This is a genomic window from Sediminivirga luteola, assembly GCF_014639315.1.
Classification (GTDB): domain Bacteria; phylum Actinomycetota; class Actinomycetes; order Actinomycetales; family Brevibacteriaceae; genus Sediminivirga; species Sediminivirga luteola.
In genome coordinates this window covers 145,155-160,751 of the sequence record NZ_BMFY01000007.1, presented here as the reverse complement: position 1 = coordinate 160,751, position 15,597 = coordinate 145,155, and the positions used below count along the sequence as shown (strand labels likewise).

Annotated in this window: 12 protein-coding genes; 8 read left to right on the top strand and 4 right to left on the bottom strand. The window is 68.8% G+C overall.

All coding sequences use genetic code 11. The features are described 5' to 3' along the window. Window positions 1-43 precede the first annotated feature (43 nt). The 3 genes from IEW13_RS09590 to IEW13_RS09580 are packed head-to-tail and all read left to right on the top strand — an operon-like array spanning window position 44 to window position 3,761. Entirely contained in the window at window positions 44-1,066 is a 1,023-nt protein-coding gene (locus IEW13_RS09590) for an ABC transporter permease (RefSeq protein WP_229745058.1), read from the top strand. Then, complete coding sequence (locus tag IEW13_RS09585; protein ID WP_229745057.1) at window positions 1,063-2,985, top strand: dipeptide/oligopeptide/nickel ABC transporter permease/ATP-binding protein; 1,923 nt, start codon at window positions 1,063-1,065, stop codon at window positions 2,983-2,985. The genes IEW13_RS09590 and IEW13_RS09585 overlap by 4 nt, the downstream gene beginning before the upstream one ends. Further along, complete coding sequence (locus IEW13_RS09580; protein ID WP_188550706.1) at window positions 2,982-3,761, top strand: ABC transporter ATP-binding protein; 780 nt, start codon at window positions 2,982-2,984, stop codon at window positions 3,759-3,761. The genes IEW13_RS09585 and IEW13_RS09580 overlap by 4 nt, the downstream gene beginning before the upstream one ends. Here the strand turns inward: IEW13_RS09580 and IEW13_RS09575 are convergent. From IEW13_RS09575 to IEW13_RS09565, 3 genes are read right to left on the bottom strand one after another with little or no spacing between them, the layout of a single operon-like run. Next, the gene (locus IEW13_RS09575) at window positions 3,751-5,748 is read right to left on the bottom strand and encodes a S9 family peptidase (protein ID WP_188550705.1); all 1,998 of its coding nucleotides are present in this window, start codon (window positions 5,746-5,748) and stop codon (window positions 3,751-3,753) included. The two genes, IEW13_RS09580 and IEW13_RS09575, sit on opposite strands and share 11 nt — an antisense overlap. Continuing rightward, window positions 5,745-6,869 carry an o-succinylbenzoate synthase gene (gene menC / locus IEW13_RS09570; protein ID WP_188550704.1) on the bottom strand — a complete coding sequence of 375 codons (1,125 nt, stop codon included), beginning with the start codon at window positions 6,867-6,869 and terminating at the stop codon, window positions 5,745-5,747. The genes IEW13_RS09575 and menC overlap by 4 nt, the downstream gene beginning before the upstream one ends. A gap of 31 nt (window positions 6,870-6,900) precedes the next feature. Next, window positions 6,901-7,794: a hypothetical protein gene (locus tag IEW13_RS09565; RefSeq protein ID WP_188550703.1), complete on the bottom strand. Its 894-nt coding sequence runs from the start codon at window positions 7,792-7,794 to the stop codon at window positions 6,901-6,903. A gap of 207 nt (window positions 7,795-8,001) precedes the next feature. Between IEW13_RS09565 and IEW13_RS09560 the strand changes: the two genes are divergently transcribed. The 4 genes from IEW13_RS09560 (at window position 8,002) to IEW13_RS09545 (ending at window position 13,562) form a co-directional block, all read left to right on the top strand. Then, entirely contained in the window at window positions 8,002-8,886 is an 885-nt protein-coding gene (locus tag IEW13_RS09560) for a serine hydrolase (protein WP_188550702.1), read from the top strand. Window positions 8,887-8,923: 37 nt separating this feature from the next. Next, on the top strand, window positions 8,924-10,531 hold the full coding sequence (locus IEW13_RS09555; RefSeq protein ID WP_188550701.1) for an ABC transporter substrate-binding protein: 1,608 nt from the start codon (window positions 8,924-8,926) through the stop codon (window positions 10,529-10,531). An 83-nt stretch (window positions 10,532-10,614) separates the two neighbouring features. Further along, window positions 10,615-12,081 (top strand): serine hydrolase domain-containing protein, encoded by a 1,467-nt coding sequence (locus tag IEW13_RS09550; RefSeq protein WP_188550700.1) that lies wholly within the window; start codon window positions 10,615-10,617, stop codon window positions 12,079-12,081. After that, window positions 12,078-13,562: an amidohydrolase family protein gene (locus IEW13_RS09545; RefSeq protein WP_188550699.1), complete on the top strand. Its 1,485-nt coding sequence runs from the start codon at window positions 12,078-12,080 to the stop codon at window positions 13,560-13,562. Before IEW13_RS09550 ends, IEW13_RS09545 begins: the two co-directional genes overlap by 4 nt. A gap of 221 nt (window positions 13,563-13,783) precedes the next feature. Here IEW13_RS09545 and IEW13_RS09540 read toward each other — a convergent pair whose 3' ends face one another. Continuing rightward, window positions 13,784-14,722, bottom strand: a complete 939-nt coding sequence (locus IEW13_RS09540) for a LysR family transcriptional regulator (RefSeq protein WP_188550698.1) — start codon at window positions 14,720-14,722, stop codon at window positions 13,784-13,786. A gap of 147 nt (window positions 14,723-14,869) precedes the next feature. Here IEW13_RS09540 and IEW13_RS09535 point away from each other — a divergent pair, with 147 nt between their 5' ends. After that, on the top strand, window positions 14,870-15,595 hold the full coding sequence (locus tag IEW13_RS09535; protein WP_188550697.1) for an SDR family NAD(P)-dependent oxidoreductase: 726 nt from the start codon (window positions 14,870-14,872) through the stop codon (window positions 15,593-15,595). Window positions 15,596-15,597 lie beyond the last annotated feature (2 nt).

The following is a 15,597-nucleotide window of genomic DNA, read 5'->3' as shown; positions in this document are numbered from 1 at the left end:
ACTGAAACGACCGCGACAGACCGATGAGGTATGAGGGGGCCGTTTGTCAGTCACTCCAGTAAGCCCCGCGGCGGGTGGAACTCCGGCTGCCGCACCGGGGCGCACGGCGTTCCGCGCGCAGAATCCCTGGGTCTCCTATCTGCTGCGCCGCGGCATGTACTTCGTGATTTCACTGTTCGTACTGGTGACGGTCTCGTTTCTGCTTGTCCAGCTGATCCCGGGTGACCCTGCGCGCATATCCGCCGGTGAGAACGCTCCGCCCGAGGTAATCGAAGCTCGCCGAATCCAGCTGGGCTTGGACAAGCCGGTGATCGTGCAGTACCTCACCTTCTGGGTCGGGCTGTTCACCGGAGACATGGGCGAATCGATCACCTCGCGAATGCCTGTCCTCGATGTGATCCTCAGCCGGGCACCAGCCACACTCGAACTCGCCCTCGCCGCCGTGGCCATCGCCCTCGTGCTCGCGGTCTGCCTGGGCCTGTTCTTCGGCGCGATCACCCGCGGTGGCCGCCGGCATGGCGTCGAGGTGGGTTTCACGTCGGTCTCCGCGATCGTCGCCGTGATCCCCGAGTTCCTCGCGGGCGTCATCCTCGTCTACCTGTTCGCCGTGAATATGGACATACTGCCGGTGGCCGGACGCTCCGGCCTCGAGTCCTACCTGCTCCCGGTGATCGCCCTGGCGCTGGGCCCGACGGCATCGCTCACCAGGATCGTCCGCGCCGAGACCCTCACCGTCCTCCAGCAGGACTACGTCCGCACGGCACGCGCCAAGCGCATGCCCGCGGTACGTCTCTACGGCAAGCACGTGCTCCCCAATCTACTGACCTCGACACTCACCATCTCTGGCCTGCTGCTCGGAAGCATGATCGCCGGCACCGTGCTGGTGGAGAACATCTTCGCCTGGCCCGGCCTGGGTGGCGTCATCGTCGAGTCGATCCAGAACCAGGATTACCCGCTGGTGCAAGGGATCATCATCTTCTACGGCGCCCTGGTGCTGCTCATCAACCTCATCATCGACATCGTCCTGATCCTGCTGGATCCGCGGACCGCATTGGACACATCATGACCACGGCACGTCGTCTCCTCGCCGCCTTGCGGACGCCCCTGGGCGTTCTCGCGCTTCTCGCCTGCGGCACGTTGCTGTTCCTCACCCTCTTCGCTCCAGCGATCTGGGGTGAGAGGGCTGCGGTGACGGACACCACCCAGATATCCCAGCCACCCAGCGACGAGCATCTCTTCGGCACCGACGGCAGCGGACGCGACATCCTGCTACGCACGTTGGCTGCCACTCAGCTCTCCGTATCCATGGCTCTCATGGCGACCGTGGCCGGTGTGCTTTCCGGCGTCCTCGTGGGCCTGCTGCCGCTCATCCTTGGCGGCAGGGCCGGGCGCTGGATCGTGGCCGGCATCAACATCGGGGTGGCCTTCCCCGGCCTGCTTCTGGCGATCGCCTTCTCCGTCATCCTGGGACAGAGCGGAACGGCGGCGACGCTGGCGATCGCCATCGCCATGCTGCCCAACTACGGGCGCCTCACCCACAACCTCGCCGCCTCCGTCTGGGGCCGCGACTACATCTCCGCCGCCCGCGTGCTGGGAGTGCCCACATGGCAGATCGTGCTGCGGCACGTGCTGCCCAATGTGCGGGACCCGCTGCTGGTGAATGCCGCGATCACTGCTGGCGGGGCGCTGGTGTCCTTCGCCGGCCTGTCCTTCCTGGGCCTGGGCATCCAGGTTCCCCAGTACGACTGGGGTCGCATGCTCAACGAGGGCGTCAGCCGGATCTTCGTGACCCCCGCAGCGGCCCTGGTGCCGGGTATCGCGATCATTCTTGCCGGGCTCACCTTCGTGCTGCTCGGCGAGATCCTGGGCAAGGCGCTCACCCCGGACACCCATCGCAGCCTGTCTTCACGGGTGCTGCGGAGGCTTCGGGCGCAGACAGCGGAAAACGAGACTGAGCCGGCGGGAGTCCCGGCGCCCTTCGCCGAGGACTCGGTGCTGGCCGTGCGCAACCTCCGCGTCTGCGCGCCCCACGGCAGGGATGATGTACGCACCCTGGTGGACGGGGTGTCCTTCGATGTAGCCCGAGGGGAGATCGTGGGCGTGGTGGGGGAATCCGGTTCCGGCAAGAGCCTCACCCTGATGTCCATGGCGGGCCTGCTGGACCCCTCGCTGCATGTGTCCGCTGACGCTGCGCGTTTCGACGGGGAGGACCTCACACTGCGGGCAGGCGGCCACCCTGCGAGCCTCGACCATCACTTCGGGAAGCGTATGGCGATGGTGTTCCAGGACCCCATGTCCTCGCTCAATCCCGCCCTGCACGTGGGCTCGCAGGTGGCCGAGGCAGGTCTGCTGCACCTGGGGATGAACCGCAGGGAGGCACGCGAGGCAGCGATCGAACGGCTTGAAGCCGTGCGCATCCCGGACGCGGAGCGCCGCTACGGCCAGTATCCTCACGAGTATTCCGGAGGCATGCGCCAGCGCGCGATGATCGCCGCCGGGTTGATGGGCAAACCCTCGCTGATTCTCGCCGATGAACCGACTACCGCGCTCGATGTCACCGTCCAGGCGGAGATCCTCACCCTGCTCAGGCGAATCAATGAGGAAGACGGAACCGCCATCATGTTCGTCTCGCACGACATCGCGGTCGTCACCTCACTGTGCACCCGCGTCCTGGTGATGTACCGGGGCAGGCTGGTCGAGGACATCAGCTCTGAAGACCTGCGTGCCGGGCGGGCGGCGCACGCCTACACCCGCGCGCTGATGGACACCGTCCCGACCATGACCACTCCGCGAGGAGAGCCCATGGCCTCCATTCCGGATGAGGCGGACTTCTCCGGCGGCGGCGATGGTTGCGCTGCGGGCAGGGCCGCCGGAGTCGAGGTGGTGCGCGGCGACGCTGATGCCGCCATGCGTGGCGATGCCGAACGACTGGATGGAGACGTGGAAAGAACGTCCGATCCGCTGGTCCAGGAGGAGAAGCGATGAATCCGCAGTTATCCTTCGAGTCCGTCTCTGTGATCTATGGTCACGGGGCCGCGGCATTCACCGCCGTCGACTCAGTCGATCTCCGCCTGGAGCCGGGAGAGATTCTGGGTCTGGTGGGTGAATCCGGGTCCGGGAAGTCCACGCTGGCCCGCGCGGCGGTGGGTCTCACCGAGCCGTCTTCCGGCAGGATCCTGCTGGGGGACACGGAGATTTCCCGCGCCCGTGGACCCGTGGCACGGGAGCGCCGCCGGGTGCAGATGGTCTTCCAGGACCCGCAGTCCTGTTTCGATCCGCGCCGCACCATCGGCCAGTCGCTTGATGAGGCGCTTGTCGCCGCGCACCGCAGGGAGGGCACGAGCGTGCCGTCCCCGCGGGCCCGCCGAGACGAGATCTCCGGGTTGCTGGATTCGGTTGCGCTGCCGGCGGAATACGCCCAGCGCATGCCCGCCCAGCTGTCCGGCGGCCAGCGGCAGCGGATTGCGGTGGCGCGTGCGATCGCGGCCCGGCCGTCGGTGATCCTCGCTGACGAGATCACCTCGGCGCTGGACGTGTCCGTGCAGGGCTCGGTGCTCAATCTCTTGCGGGACCTGCAGCAGGAACTGGGCTTCTCAGTGCTGTTCATCAGCCACAATCTGGCTGTCGTGCGGATCGTCAGCGACCGGGTGGCCGTGATGCGCGCGGGCCGTCTGGTGGAGGTGGGCGAGACCCTGGACGTGATGGAGAACCCGCAGCACGACTACACCCGCGAGTTGATCTCCGCCGTGCCTAGTCTTTGAGGCTCGAAGCCTGTGTGTGCTCCACCACCCAGTCGATGATCCGCTGGTTGTAATCGACCCGGTGAGAGACCGGGCCGTTGAGAATGAACAGATGAGAGCCCCCGGGGTAGACGACCATGCGCGAGGGCACGCCGTTCTCCTGCAGACGTGAGTACCAGAGCTCGCCCTGGGCCAGCGGGCAGCGTTGATCCTCCTGGCCGTGGAGCACCAGGGTGGGGGCGGTGACCGCGTCCACGTAGCTGGCCGGCGACAGGCGTTCGGCATTGCCCGCGCCGGTCTCGATATCGCGCAGGTAACGCCCCAGATCGCTGGAGGCCGCGAGGGTGTGGAGCTCGGAGACCAGGCCTCCGGGCACGGCCGCCGCGAAGCGCTCCGGGTGGCGGCTGCTGAGCCAGCAGGTCATGAAACCGCCGTAGCTGTAGCCGGTCACCGCCACCCTCTGCGGATCCACCAGCCCCTGGTCCGCCAGGGTGTCGAGGGGCTCGAGGAAGTCCTGCTCATCGGCCTCGCCCCAGGCTCCCACCGCCGCGGTGAAGAACTCCTCGCCGTAGCCGTCGGAGGCGCGGGGATTGAGGGTGAGCACATTCCAGCCGCGGGCCGCCAGCACCTGCTGATACAGGTGGGCGGCGTCGGCCACTCCCGTCCAGGCGTTGTGCGGCCCGCCGTGGATGTCGAGCAGCGTGGGTGCGGGGCCCTGGGTGGCGGGGTCGCGCAGCAGCCAGCCGTGCACCCGGGTGCCGTCGGAGATCGTGAAACTCACCGGGCGTGCCGACAGGAAAGACACCTCGGGAAGCTCCTCCTCCCAGTGCCGGGTGAGCTGGGTGACAGCGCCGCTGGCGGTGTCGAGAGAGAAGATCTCGCCTTGCAGGTCCGGATCCGAGAGCCGCACCACGGCGGTGCCGCCGGCCATGGACAGACCACTGATCACAGCGCCATCGCCCAGCTCATGGCTGCGGATGTCACCGGACTCCGCGGCGGGATCCAGGGAGCGCAGCGCGGTCTGGCCGCCCTCGCGCACGCAGAACCAGATCCGTCCGTCCGCACCCCAGGCCGGCGCGCCGCCGGGGTAGCCGGGCCCGCCGCCCATCACATTGCGGTCGAGCCCGGCGGTGAGCGGGGTGATATCGCCGCTGTCCGGGTCCAGCCGCAGCAGCCGGTTGATCCCCACCGGGGTGCGGGCCTCCCCGATCGCCACCAGCCAGGCGCCGTCCGGGGACCACAGCAGGGGCCCGCCCATGCCTGTCTGGGAGAACATGCCGGTCTGGGAGAAGGGGAAGCGCACGGAGGTACCGGGTGCGGCGAGATCCACCAGTCCCACCCTGCGGGTGAAGGGCACCCCCTGCTCATCGTGATCCGTGTGCGCGAAGGCAAGAGTGGTGCCGTCCGGAGACCAGGCGGGGGCGGTGCAGTTGCCGGACTCGGTCAGCCGCACGGCCTCGCCGCCCGCGGCGGGCATCACGAACACCTGCAGGCGGGCGGTGCCCACCCAGCCGAGGCCGTCGACCTTGTGCGCGGGCTCGCCGTCGATCACCAGGGGAGGCGTGGGATCCGCGGCGCTGTCGTCGGCCAGCGCGGTGAAGGCGATGTGCTCGCCGTCCGGGGAGAACACCGGCATCCCGGCAACCGTGAGCCCGGAGGTGAGTGCCACCGGCTCCCCGCCCTCGGCGGGGATGGAGAACAGGGCGGGCCTGCCCTCAGCCTTGCGGGTGAACACCACGGTAGAGCCGTCGGGGGAGACTGCGGGGTTCGAGTCGAGGTCGCCGGAGGTGAGGGTGCGTGCCTGCTCCGGCCCGCGCTCCGTACCTTCCTGGGCCGCGTCCGCGAGCTCGGACGCCGGGAGGCTCAGCACGCGCAGCTCGGACACGGCCGGGCCCTCTGCCGGGTGGTGGACGGCGGCGTAGACGAGCGCCGAGCCCCCGGGGAACAGCGCCGGGGTCTGGGGATCGACGATCCGGGTGAGGTCGTCGAGGACGGGTGCGCGGCTCACAGCTGGATCTCCACGAGAGCGGTGCGGAACTCGGCGACCCGGTCCGGGTCCACCTCGATGCCGAAGCCCGGGCCGGCTGGCACGTCCACCACGCCGTCGTGCATGCGGATGGGCTCGGTGGTGATGTCCAGGGCGTAGAACCTGTCCGAGCCGGAGATGTCCCCGGGCAGGGTGAAGCCGGGCAGTGCTGCCAGTGCCGCGTTCGCTGCACGGCCGATTCCCGTTTCCAGCATGCCGCCGCACCACACCGCGATGCCGTGGGCGCGGGCGATGTCGTGGATCCGGCGGGCTTCGAGGTATCCGCCCACCCGGCCGGGCTTGATGTTGATCACCGCGGCGGAGCCCAGTGAGATCGCGTCGGCGGCGGTCTCGGCGGAGTCGATCGACTCGTCCAGGCAGATCGGGGTGGACATCTGCTTGGCCAGCTCTGCGTGCTGACGCAGATCCGCTTCGCCCAGCGGCTGCTCGATCAGCAGCAGGCCGTACTCGTCCAGGCGGCGCAGGTGCGCGGCGTCGACCAGGGTGTAGGCCGCATTGGCGTCCACCTGGAACAGCAGCTCATCGCCGAACTCCCGGCGCACCGCGGCGACGTGCTCGATGTCCGCGCCCGGCTGGATCTTCAGCTTGATCCGCGCATAGCCCTCGTCGATGTAGCCTCCCACCACGCGCACCGTCTGGGCCACCGAGTCCTGGATGCCCACGGACACGCCGGATGGCACAGCGCTCGAGACCGCGCCCAGATAGGAGGCGAAGGACTTGCCCTCGGACCGGAGCTGGGCGTCGAGCACAGCCATCTCCACCGAGGCCTTCGCCATCGGATTGCCGATCACCCGGCGGAGGTGATGGTGCACGGTCTCCGCGGTGATCTCTCCGGCCGCCACCAGCTCCGGCACCAGCCAGCGGGCCACCACCTCGGCGGAGCCGTCGAGGTGCTCCGGGGAGTAGAAGGGGCGGTCGAGGGCGACGTTCTCGCCCCAGCCGGTGACCACGGTGCCGTCCGTGGTCTCCAGCTCCATCTCGACCAGGAAGCACCGCTTGTGCGTCTGCGTCATGAAGGAGGTGGTGAACGGCGAGACCAGTGGCAGTTCGAGGTGGTGGAGACGTGCTGCCAGGAGCTTCATGTTCTTCTACCCTTTCGTAAGGCCCCTCTTCTCAAGAGCCCTGATGATGGAGGACGTACTGACTGGAGCGGGTGAATCCGGTGACGGTCCAGCCCTGGGCGAACAGCTCGGCGAAGGCGGCCCGGGTGTGCAGTCGCCACTCGTGCGCCAGCTCCGGGTCCTCGCGCCGCAGGTATTCGATGTCCCGGGGGACCGCCAGGGTCACGGCCGCATCGGTGTTCTCCGGAGCACGGTACCCGGAGGGGCGGCCGCCGACGTCCGCGACCGCGGCGTGTGCCCCTTCCGCGCCCCGCGCCGCGGGTATCGCACCCAGAGCGGGAGGCGCGGAGGTGAGCTCCCAGCGCATGAACATGCGATCGGAGAGCTGACCGGTGTTGATCGAGTCGTTCATCGCGCCGTAGAACTCCGGCAGGTACTCGGCCGGGCGGGCTCCCAGACGCTGGATGTTGAAGTAGGCATTGCGCCCCACCAGAGGGTCGAAGGTCCAGGTCATCACAGTGATGCCGCGTTCCAGGCACCAGGCCCGCTGATACAGCTTGACGGCCTGCCCGAGGCCGCGGCCGGTGGACTCCGGGAGCAGACCCACGATGTGCGAGTGGAAGGGCATCCCGGGAGGACCACAGAACCCCACCGCCGCGCCCACGGGCCGGCCATCCCGAACGGCCAGGAAGCTGAGATTGCCCGCGTGCGTCATCGCGATCAGCAGGGCAGGATCGATGATCGGGTGGTCGGGCTTCATCCACACGGCGCTCAGCACCTCGGCGATGTCGTCACACACCGCTGCGTCGTGGGCCTCGCGGATCACGAGTCCGGCACCGGCGCAGGCGTGCTGGGCCAGTAACCGGGCATCCCGTGCCAGGTGATGCGGGGAGAGTACATCTGCGGACGCGCCCACTGTGGTGTTCCTTTCAATCGTCATCGTCATCAGGATGTCCTGTCACCCGGCCTGACCGCATCGTGGAATTGGTGCAGTGTTCGGCGCCCGCCTTGTCCGGTACGACAAGGACGGTGCTGCCCGGGCTGTTCCCCTCCCGGTCTCCGGCAGGCGACTGTCAGCGCGGACGAAGGGGAGGGGGCGAATTTGTCCTGAACTCTGAAGCGTGTTCTGCGCCACATCTCAGATGATGTTGGCATGGGACTGCAGAACACGGCCGCAGAGCTCGAGTCCAGCCTGGGACTCACGGCATATCTGCATGCCATCGATCTGGACCGGGGCGTGGAGACGGGCCTGCGGGAGGACTCCGCGGTGGTCGCCGCGAGCGTCTTCAAGATCCCGGTGCTGGTGGAGGCCTGCGCTCAGATCGCTGCAGGCGAACTCGACGCTCGCCGCCGGGTGGAGCTCGGCGCGGAAGACTTCGCGGTGGCCGGGCCCACCGGGATCTCCGTGTTCTCCGATCCCGTCTCGCTCTCCTTCCGCGACCTGTGCCTGTCGATGATGAGCGTTTCCGACAACCGTGCGACCGATGTCGCCATGGACATCGTGGGCTGGGACCGCATCAACGCCCGGATGGCGGAGCTGGGGCTGCCCGGCACCGTGCTCGAGGGCGACTGCGCCCATCTGTTCGCGACGATCGACGAGGATCTAGCCGCCCAGGGCCTTGAGGCGCCGGACAGCTATTTCGACGACGCCGGCGCCCTGCTGCGCACGCGGGCGCTGGATCCCGCGCGCACCAACCGGACCACTCCACGCGAAACCACCCGGCTGCTGGGCATGCTGTGGAAGGACGAGGGACTGGCCCCCGAGGCCTGCGCCGAGGCCCGGAGGATCCTGGGCCTGCAGGTGTGGTCGCACCGTCTGCGCTCGGGGTTCCCCGGCGATGCGGTGAAGACCAGCGGGAAGACGGGAACGCTGCCTTATGTCCGCAATGAGGTGGGGGTCGTGGAGTACCCGGACTCCGGCCGCTATGCGGTGGCCGTGTTCCTGCGGCTGCCCACCCCCGCGGGCAATGCGCCCGATTTCGACCGTGCCATCGGCGCACTCGCTGCCGCGGCAGTAGAAGACCTCCGCTCCGCCTGAGGACAATCTCAACCTGAGCACAATCTCAAGGGGAACCATGATGACGAAACGCTCCATTGCTGCGCTGGTGGCCGCCGGCGCGCTCACTCTCTCCGCCTGTGGCTCCGGCTCCGGCGCGGGAAGCTCCGAGAGCAGCGGTGAGCCGGTGATCGACGGCACGCTCAGCTATGCCATCAACGAGGACCCCGGCAACCTCTTCCGCCACGTCAACTCCAGCGCCACGCTCAGCTACGTCTACCCCTGGGCCTATGAGTCCCCCGTCTATTTCGACCAGAACGGTGAGGCGCAGGGCTGGCTGGCCGAGGACTGGGAGGAGACCCCCACCTCGTTGCAGTTCACCATCCGTGAGGGGGCGATGTGCTCCGACGGCACGGAGATGACCGCGGAGACGGTGGCGAACAACTACCGGTGGATCCTCGATCCGGACAACGGCTCGACCTTCGTCGGCCTGGTGGTTCCCGCCGATGCACAGGTCGAGCACGATGAGGCGGCCCGCACCGTCACCCTCACGACGGAGAATCCCAATTCCTTCCTGCTGCCGCAGCTGGGCATCCATCCGATCTACTGCCAGGGCGCACTCGACGATCCGGACAGTGTCGCCTCGACGACCAACGGCACCGGTCTCTACCAGATGACCGAGGCGGTCCCCGGCGACCACTACACGCTGGAGCGCCGGGACGACTACGCCTGGGCTCCCGAGGGCGGCCCGGACGGCTCGACCGAGGGCGTGCCGAAGAACGTCCAGATCCGGATCATCGAGAATCCCAGTACCCGGGCGAACCTGCTGCTGTCCGGCGAGCTGAACATGGCCGCGGTGCAGGGTCCGGACGAGGATCGGGTTGCGGCCTCGGTCGATCCCCTGATCGAGAGCAGGCTGGTGACCGGCGGCTTCGCCTACAGCCAGGCCGAGGGTCAGCCCACCGCGGATGAGGACGTGCGCGTCGCCCTGACCAAGGCGCTCGACCTCGACTCTCTCATGCAGGTGCAGACGGCCGGCAAGGGCGAACGCGCTCAGCGCCTGGCGGTGCTCGATCCGCAGATCTGCCAGTACGATGCCGCGACTCCGAACCTGCCTGCCACGGACGTGGCCGATGCCGAGGCGATGCTCGACGAGGCCGGCTGGGTGCAGGGTTCCGACGGCATCCGGGCCAAGGACGGCGAGGAACTCGTCCTGGAGTTCGCCTGGAACACTCGCTGGCCGGAGAACTCTGCGGCCGCGGAGCTGATGGCTGAGCAGTGGGCGGCGATCGGGGTGGGCGTCAACCACCACGGCACGGACGCGAACGCTTTCCTCGAGCGCGTCACGACCGAGGGGGCTTCCTCGGAGCTGGATGTCATCTGGCTGGCCTCGAACTACTCGGTGCCCAATGTGCTCGCGTCCTTCGTCTCCGGTCCGACGCCCCCGCAGGGCAACAACTATGCAGGGGTGTCCAATCCTGACTTCGATGAGATCGTCGCCGAATCCAGCAGTCTCACCGGGGCCGAGGCCTGCGGCAGCTGGGAGCAGGCGGAGTCTGCGATGTACGCCGCCGCCGACTACGTGCCCTTCGCGATGCGGCCCGACATCACCTACGGTCAGGGACTCGACGCCATGATCACGCCCAACGGGACGATGTTCACCGGGCTCATCCTCGTGGAGGACTGAGCAGCCCATCGAACGCTCGGAACCAGCGCCCGTAGGAGCTCCAGGGCTCCTACGGACGCAGGTTCCGGAGAAACGGAGAATCCATGCCTGAGAACCTCAGTCCCCTCGCATTCGACCCCGCCCCCTGGGAGAACCTCCTCGCCGAGATCGCCCGGCGTCACCATGTTCCCGGCATCGTGGCCGGCGTCCTGCGCATCGACCCCGTGACCGGCGCGGAGCAGCGCTTCACGGCCGCGACCGGTGTCAGCAACACCCGCACCGGGGTGCTCAGCACGCCCGGCACGCTGTGCCAGGTGGGTTCGATCACCAAGGTGGTCACCACGACGATGATCCTGCAGCTGCGGGAGGAGGGGAAGCTCGACCTCGACACCCCGGTGACCGACATCCTCCAGGATCTGGAGCTCGGTTCCGTCGATGCCCGCACGATCACGGTCAGGCACCTCGTCACCCACACCTCGGGCATCGACGGCGATCTGTTCACCGACACCGGCCGCGGCGACGACTGCCTGGAGAAATACGTGGCAACGCTGAAGTCCGCGGAGTCGCTGTTCGCTCCCAGTACCGGCTGGTCCTACTGCAACTCCGGCTTCGTGCTCGCCGGGCGCATCATCGAAGTGCTCGACGGCCGCACCTGGGACGAGTCCCTGCGAGCGCGCATCAGCCAGCGTCTGGACCTCGACCGCTTCTTCACCCTGCCCGAGGAGGTGATGGGCCATCGCTTCCAGTACGGGCATGTGCGCCAGCCCGGCCAGCGCGACTGGCTGCCCGCGCCCACCGCGCTCATCACTCGTTCGATGGGCCCTGCCGGCCTGATCACCAGCAGCGTCGACGATCTGCTGGACTTCGGCGGAGCGTTCCTGCGCGGCGGGGCCGGTCCCGGCGGAACGCGCCTGCTGAGCGCGGAGTCCGTGGAGCTGATGACCACCCCGCAGGTCACCCTCGATCCCGCGGCCGCCACCATGGCCCCGCAGTGGGGCCTGGGCTGGATGCTCGATGACTGGAACGGTCATCGGGTGTACTGGCACGGCGGTACGACGATCGGCAACAACGCGTGGTTCCAGGTGCTGCCGGAGGACGGCGTGGTGTTCGTGGTGTTCTGCAACGGCGGCGTCGCCCCGGCCGCGGCGCCCGAGGTCTATGGAGCCTTCGCGGAGGTCTTCGCCGGGACCGCGCCCCCGAGCACGGCGGCTCCTGCGGGCCCGGCTGAGGACGCGGTCCTCGACGAGAGCCTGCTGGGCACCTATGCCGATGCCAGCACCTCGCTGGAGGTGCGGAAGTCCGAGCAGGGCACTCTGGAGGCGCGCCTCAAGGCCGGAGTCCTCGCCGGGGACGCCGAGCCGGACACCCTGGAGCTGCTGCCGGCCGGCGCTCCCGCGCACTTCGTGACTCGGGCCGACGATCTCAGCCCCTGGGCTTCGGTCGCGTTCACGGAGGTCGATGGCCGTGACTGCGCCTATGTGGGCATCCGCTGCCTGCCCAGGCGCGATGTCACGACGGAGGAGAATGCAGGGGACGAGACAGGCGAGCATACGGAGGGAGGCGCACGATGAGCACCGTACTGCTGCGCGGCGGGCGCGTCGTCGATCCCGGCACCGGGACGGATCGCCAGGCCGATGTGCTGGTGGAGAACGGGAAGATCGCCGCGGTGGGCTCCGAACTGCTGAGCGATGCGGCGCTGGCCGAGGCCGCGGTCGTCGATGTCACGGGCAAGGTGGTGGGACCGGGCTTCGTGGACCTCCACAGCCATGTGAATTCCGTAGCGGGGCAGCGTCTGCAGGCCCGCGACGGCGTCACTACGGCGCTCGAGCTCGAGGCCGGCCTGCTGCCGGTGGAGCTGGCCTATGCCAATGCCCAGAAGGAGGGCCGGCCCATCAACTTCGGGTTCTCGGCCTCCTGGGGCATGGCCCGGGCCGAGGTGCTGTCCGGCCGCAAAGCGGACGCGGACTTCGTGAACGGCCTCTCGATGATCGCCGACCCCGCCTGGCAGGCAGACTCCTCACCAGCGCAGCTGCAGGCCTGGCTGGGACGGCTGGAGAGCGAGCTGGCCGATGGCGCCCTGGGCATCGGCATCCTGCAGGGCTACGCCCCGCGCACGGATCCGCGCGAGTACCGGGCGGTCAACGAGTTGGCCGCCCGGGCGGGCGTGCCCACCTTCACGCATGTGCGCGAGATCGTGGAATCGGATCCCACCACGCCGATCGACGGCACCCTGGAGGCCGCGCAGATCGCGATGGATCTGGGCGGCCAGGTGCACCACTGCCATGTCAACAGCACCTCGCGGCGCCATATCGAGCGCACCCTCGGCACCATCGAGGACGCGCGCACGGGCGGGGCCTCGATCACCGTCGAGACCTACCCCTACGGTGCCGGCAGCACTGGCATCGGTGCGGCCTTCCTCGCCCCCGAGCGTCTGCCGGCCTGGGATCTCAAGCCGTGGAACATCGTGCTGGTGACCACCGGTGAGCGGATCCGGGACGAGGCCCATCTGCGGCATGTGCGGACGACGGATCCGGGTGCGGCGTGCATCGTCGAGTTCATCGACGACGAGAACCCCGCCGACCGCGCGCTGCTGGAGCAGTCCCTGGCCTTTCCCGACGGCATCGTCGCTTCCGATGCCATGCACGTCACCTTCCCGGACGGCAGCACGGACACCCGCGAGTGGCCGCTGCCCGAGGGCGGGACCACCCACCCGCGGACCTCGGGCACCTATGCCCGCTCCCTGCGGATGATGGTGCGGGAGAACGGCCTGTGGACGTGGCTTGAGGCATTCCGGCGGTGCAGCTATCTGCCCGCGCGGGTGATGGACTCCACGACTGAGGCGTTCCGGGCCAAGGGCCACCTGGGGGTGGGCGCCGATGCCGACCTGGTGGTGATCGACCCCGAGAAGGTGACTGACCAGACCACGTACCTCGACAGCACCCGGCCCTCGATTGGCATTGACTATGTGCTGGTCGATGGCGTGTTCGTGGTGCGGGAAGGCGACATCGTCATTGACGCCTACCCGGGCCGCGGGCTGCGCGCTGCGCTGTGACGGGCCAGCGGCACGCTTATCGTCTCCGCCTTCAGGTGTTCGATGGCGCAGCTTTTATCGGTGCGCGGGGCGTCGTGGTCACGGACTGACCGAAGCTCGCCGTGACCGTAGCAGACCGCCGTCGCTGCCCGGCTGCGACCAGGTGACGCCGGAGGATCTGCCGAAATCGGAGTCGAGCGTGACGACCGTGGCGCTCTCGGCCTGGGCGAGGGCAGCCCGCATCATCCGGGTTGATGCGCTGATGCAGGTGCTCGGGCCAGCTCGCTGAGCAGCCGGTGGGCGAGGTCCATGAACGCTTTCGTCGCCGGGGAGATGGCCCCGTCCTTCCTGGTGATGAAGGCGTAATGCTCGTACAGGGGCGGGTCCAGCGGCGCCCAGCTCATCCCGCGGGCGGTGAACTGGCTCCGGCCCACGTGGTAGGACACCAGGCAGTCCGCCACCCCTTGCGCCGCCAGCTCGAAGGCGTGCGCCTGGAACTCCACCTCCACCACCGGTTCCAGGGCGACGCCGGCGCGCTGGGCGCGTTCGAGCAGCGTGGCCCGCAGCGGATCGGTGTACTCCCAGCGGGCCTCGGAGAGCACCAGCGGACGGGCGGCCAGCGTGCGGATGTCCACCGGTTCCCGGGTGCGCTCCGGATCGCGTGCGGCGTAGACGGCCTGATCGGTGAACACGGGAGGGGTCACCGCCAGTTCGCGATCGTCCACCGGCAGTTGCACCAGCCCGGCCTCCAGGCGGCCGGTGCGCACCGCCTCGGCGACCTCCGCGGAGTTCAGGCCGGCCACCTGGATCCGCACGCCCGGATGCGCCGCGCGGAAGTCCCGGACCAGATGCGGGAGCAGATACAGATGGGCGCTGCTGAAGGTCCCGAAGGAGACCGTGCCGTGCTCCACATCGTGGATGCGCCGGCTCCACAGCTCGATCTCGCGGGTGTCCTGCAGAGCGCGTTCGGCCAGCGGCAGCAGCTGCTTGCCGGCGTCGGTGAGCAGGAGCCGGCGTGACGTGCGCGTGAAGAGGGGGACTCTGAGGGTGCGCTCGAGCACCGCGATCTGCTCCGACAGGCTCGGCTGCGCGATGTGATGCTCCGCCGCCGCGGCGGACAGCGTGCCCACCCTGGCGGCGGTGACGAAGTACTCCAGCTGGCGCACCGTCGGAAGAGCCACGGGTCCTCCTCGTTCTCGGGTCTGTGCCTGGCGTGCGGAGCGGTCGCGCCCCCGGCCCCCAGCGCACGGCGTTCAAGGAAAAGCCTTGAGCTGCTCTCTGATAGTGAGCATTGTCCTTGAGGCCTGCGGCACAGTGCAATGGAAGACATGACACAGCACGAGCAGGGCGCGGTGATCGTCACCGGCGCGGCCTCCGGGATGGGCCTGGCTACGGCACGGGAATTCCTCGCCCGGGGCAGGCACGTCATCGGCATCGACCTCGCCGGCGCCGACGCCGTGCCGGCCACCGGCGACGCCGGCTCCTATACGCCGGTGGCCGCCGATGTCCGTTCCCGGGAAATCCTGGCGGCCGCCGTCGAAGCGGCGCTGGGTCCGGCAGAGAGCATCGATGTCGTCGCCAATGTCGCCGGCGTCTACCCGCCCAGCACCCTGGAGACCTACGACGAGGCGATCTACCGCCACATCTTCGACGTGAACGTCCTGGGCGTGCTCAACGTCATCGCCGCCTGCCGCCCTCGCCTGACCGGCGGTGCCGCGGTCGTCAACATCGCCTCCGTCGACGCCTTCGAGGTCTCTCCCGGCCAGCTGCTCTACGGTGCCTCGAAGGCGGCGGTGGTGATGCTGACCAAATCGCTGGCCCTGGAACTCGCCCCGGCGCGCATCCGGGTCAACGGCGTGGCACCGGGCTGGATCGCCACGCCGGGAACCGCCGCCACGGACCGGATGAAAGCCGCTGCAGGCGGCATCCCGCTGGGCCGGGTAGGCCAGCCGGAGGAGGTGGCGCGGTGGATCGCACTGCTGGCCGATGGCGATCTGGCCGGCTTCATGACGGGGGAGACCGTGGTGCTCTCCGGCGGCGATGTGCTCCGCTAGGA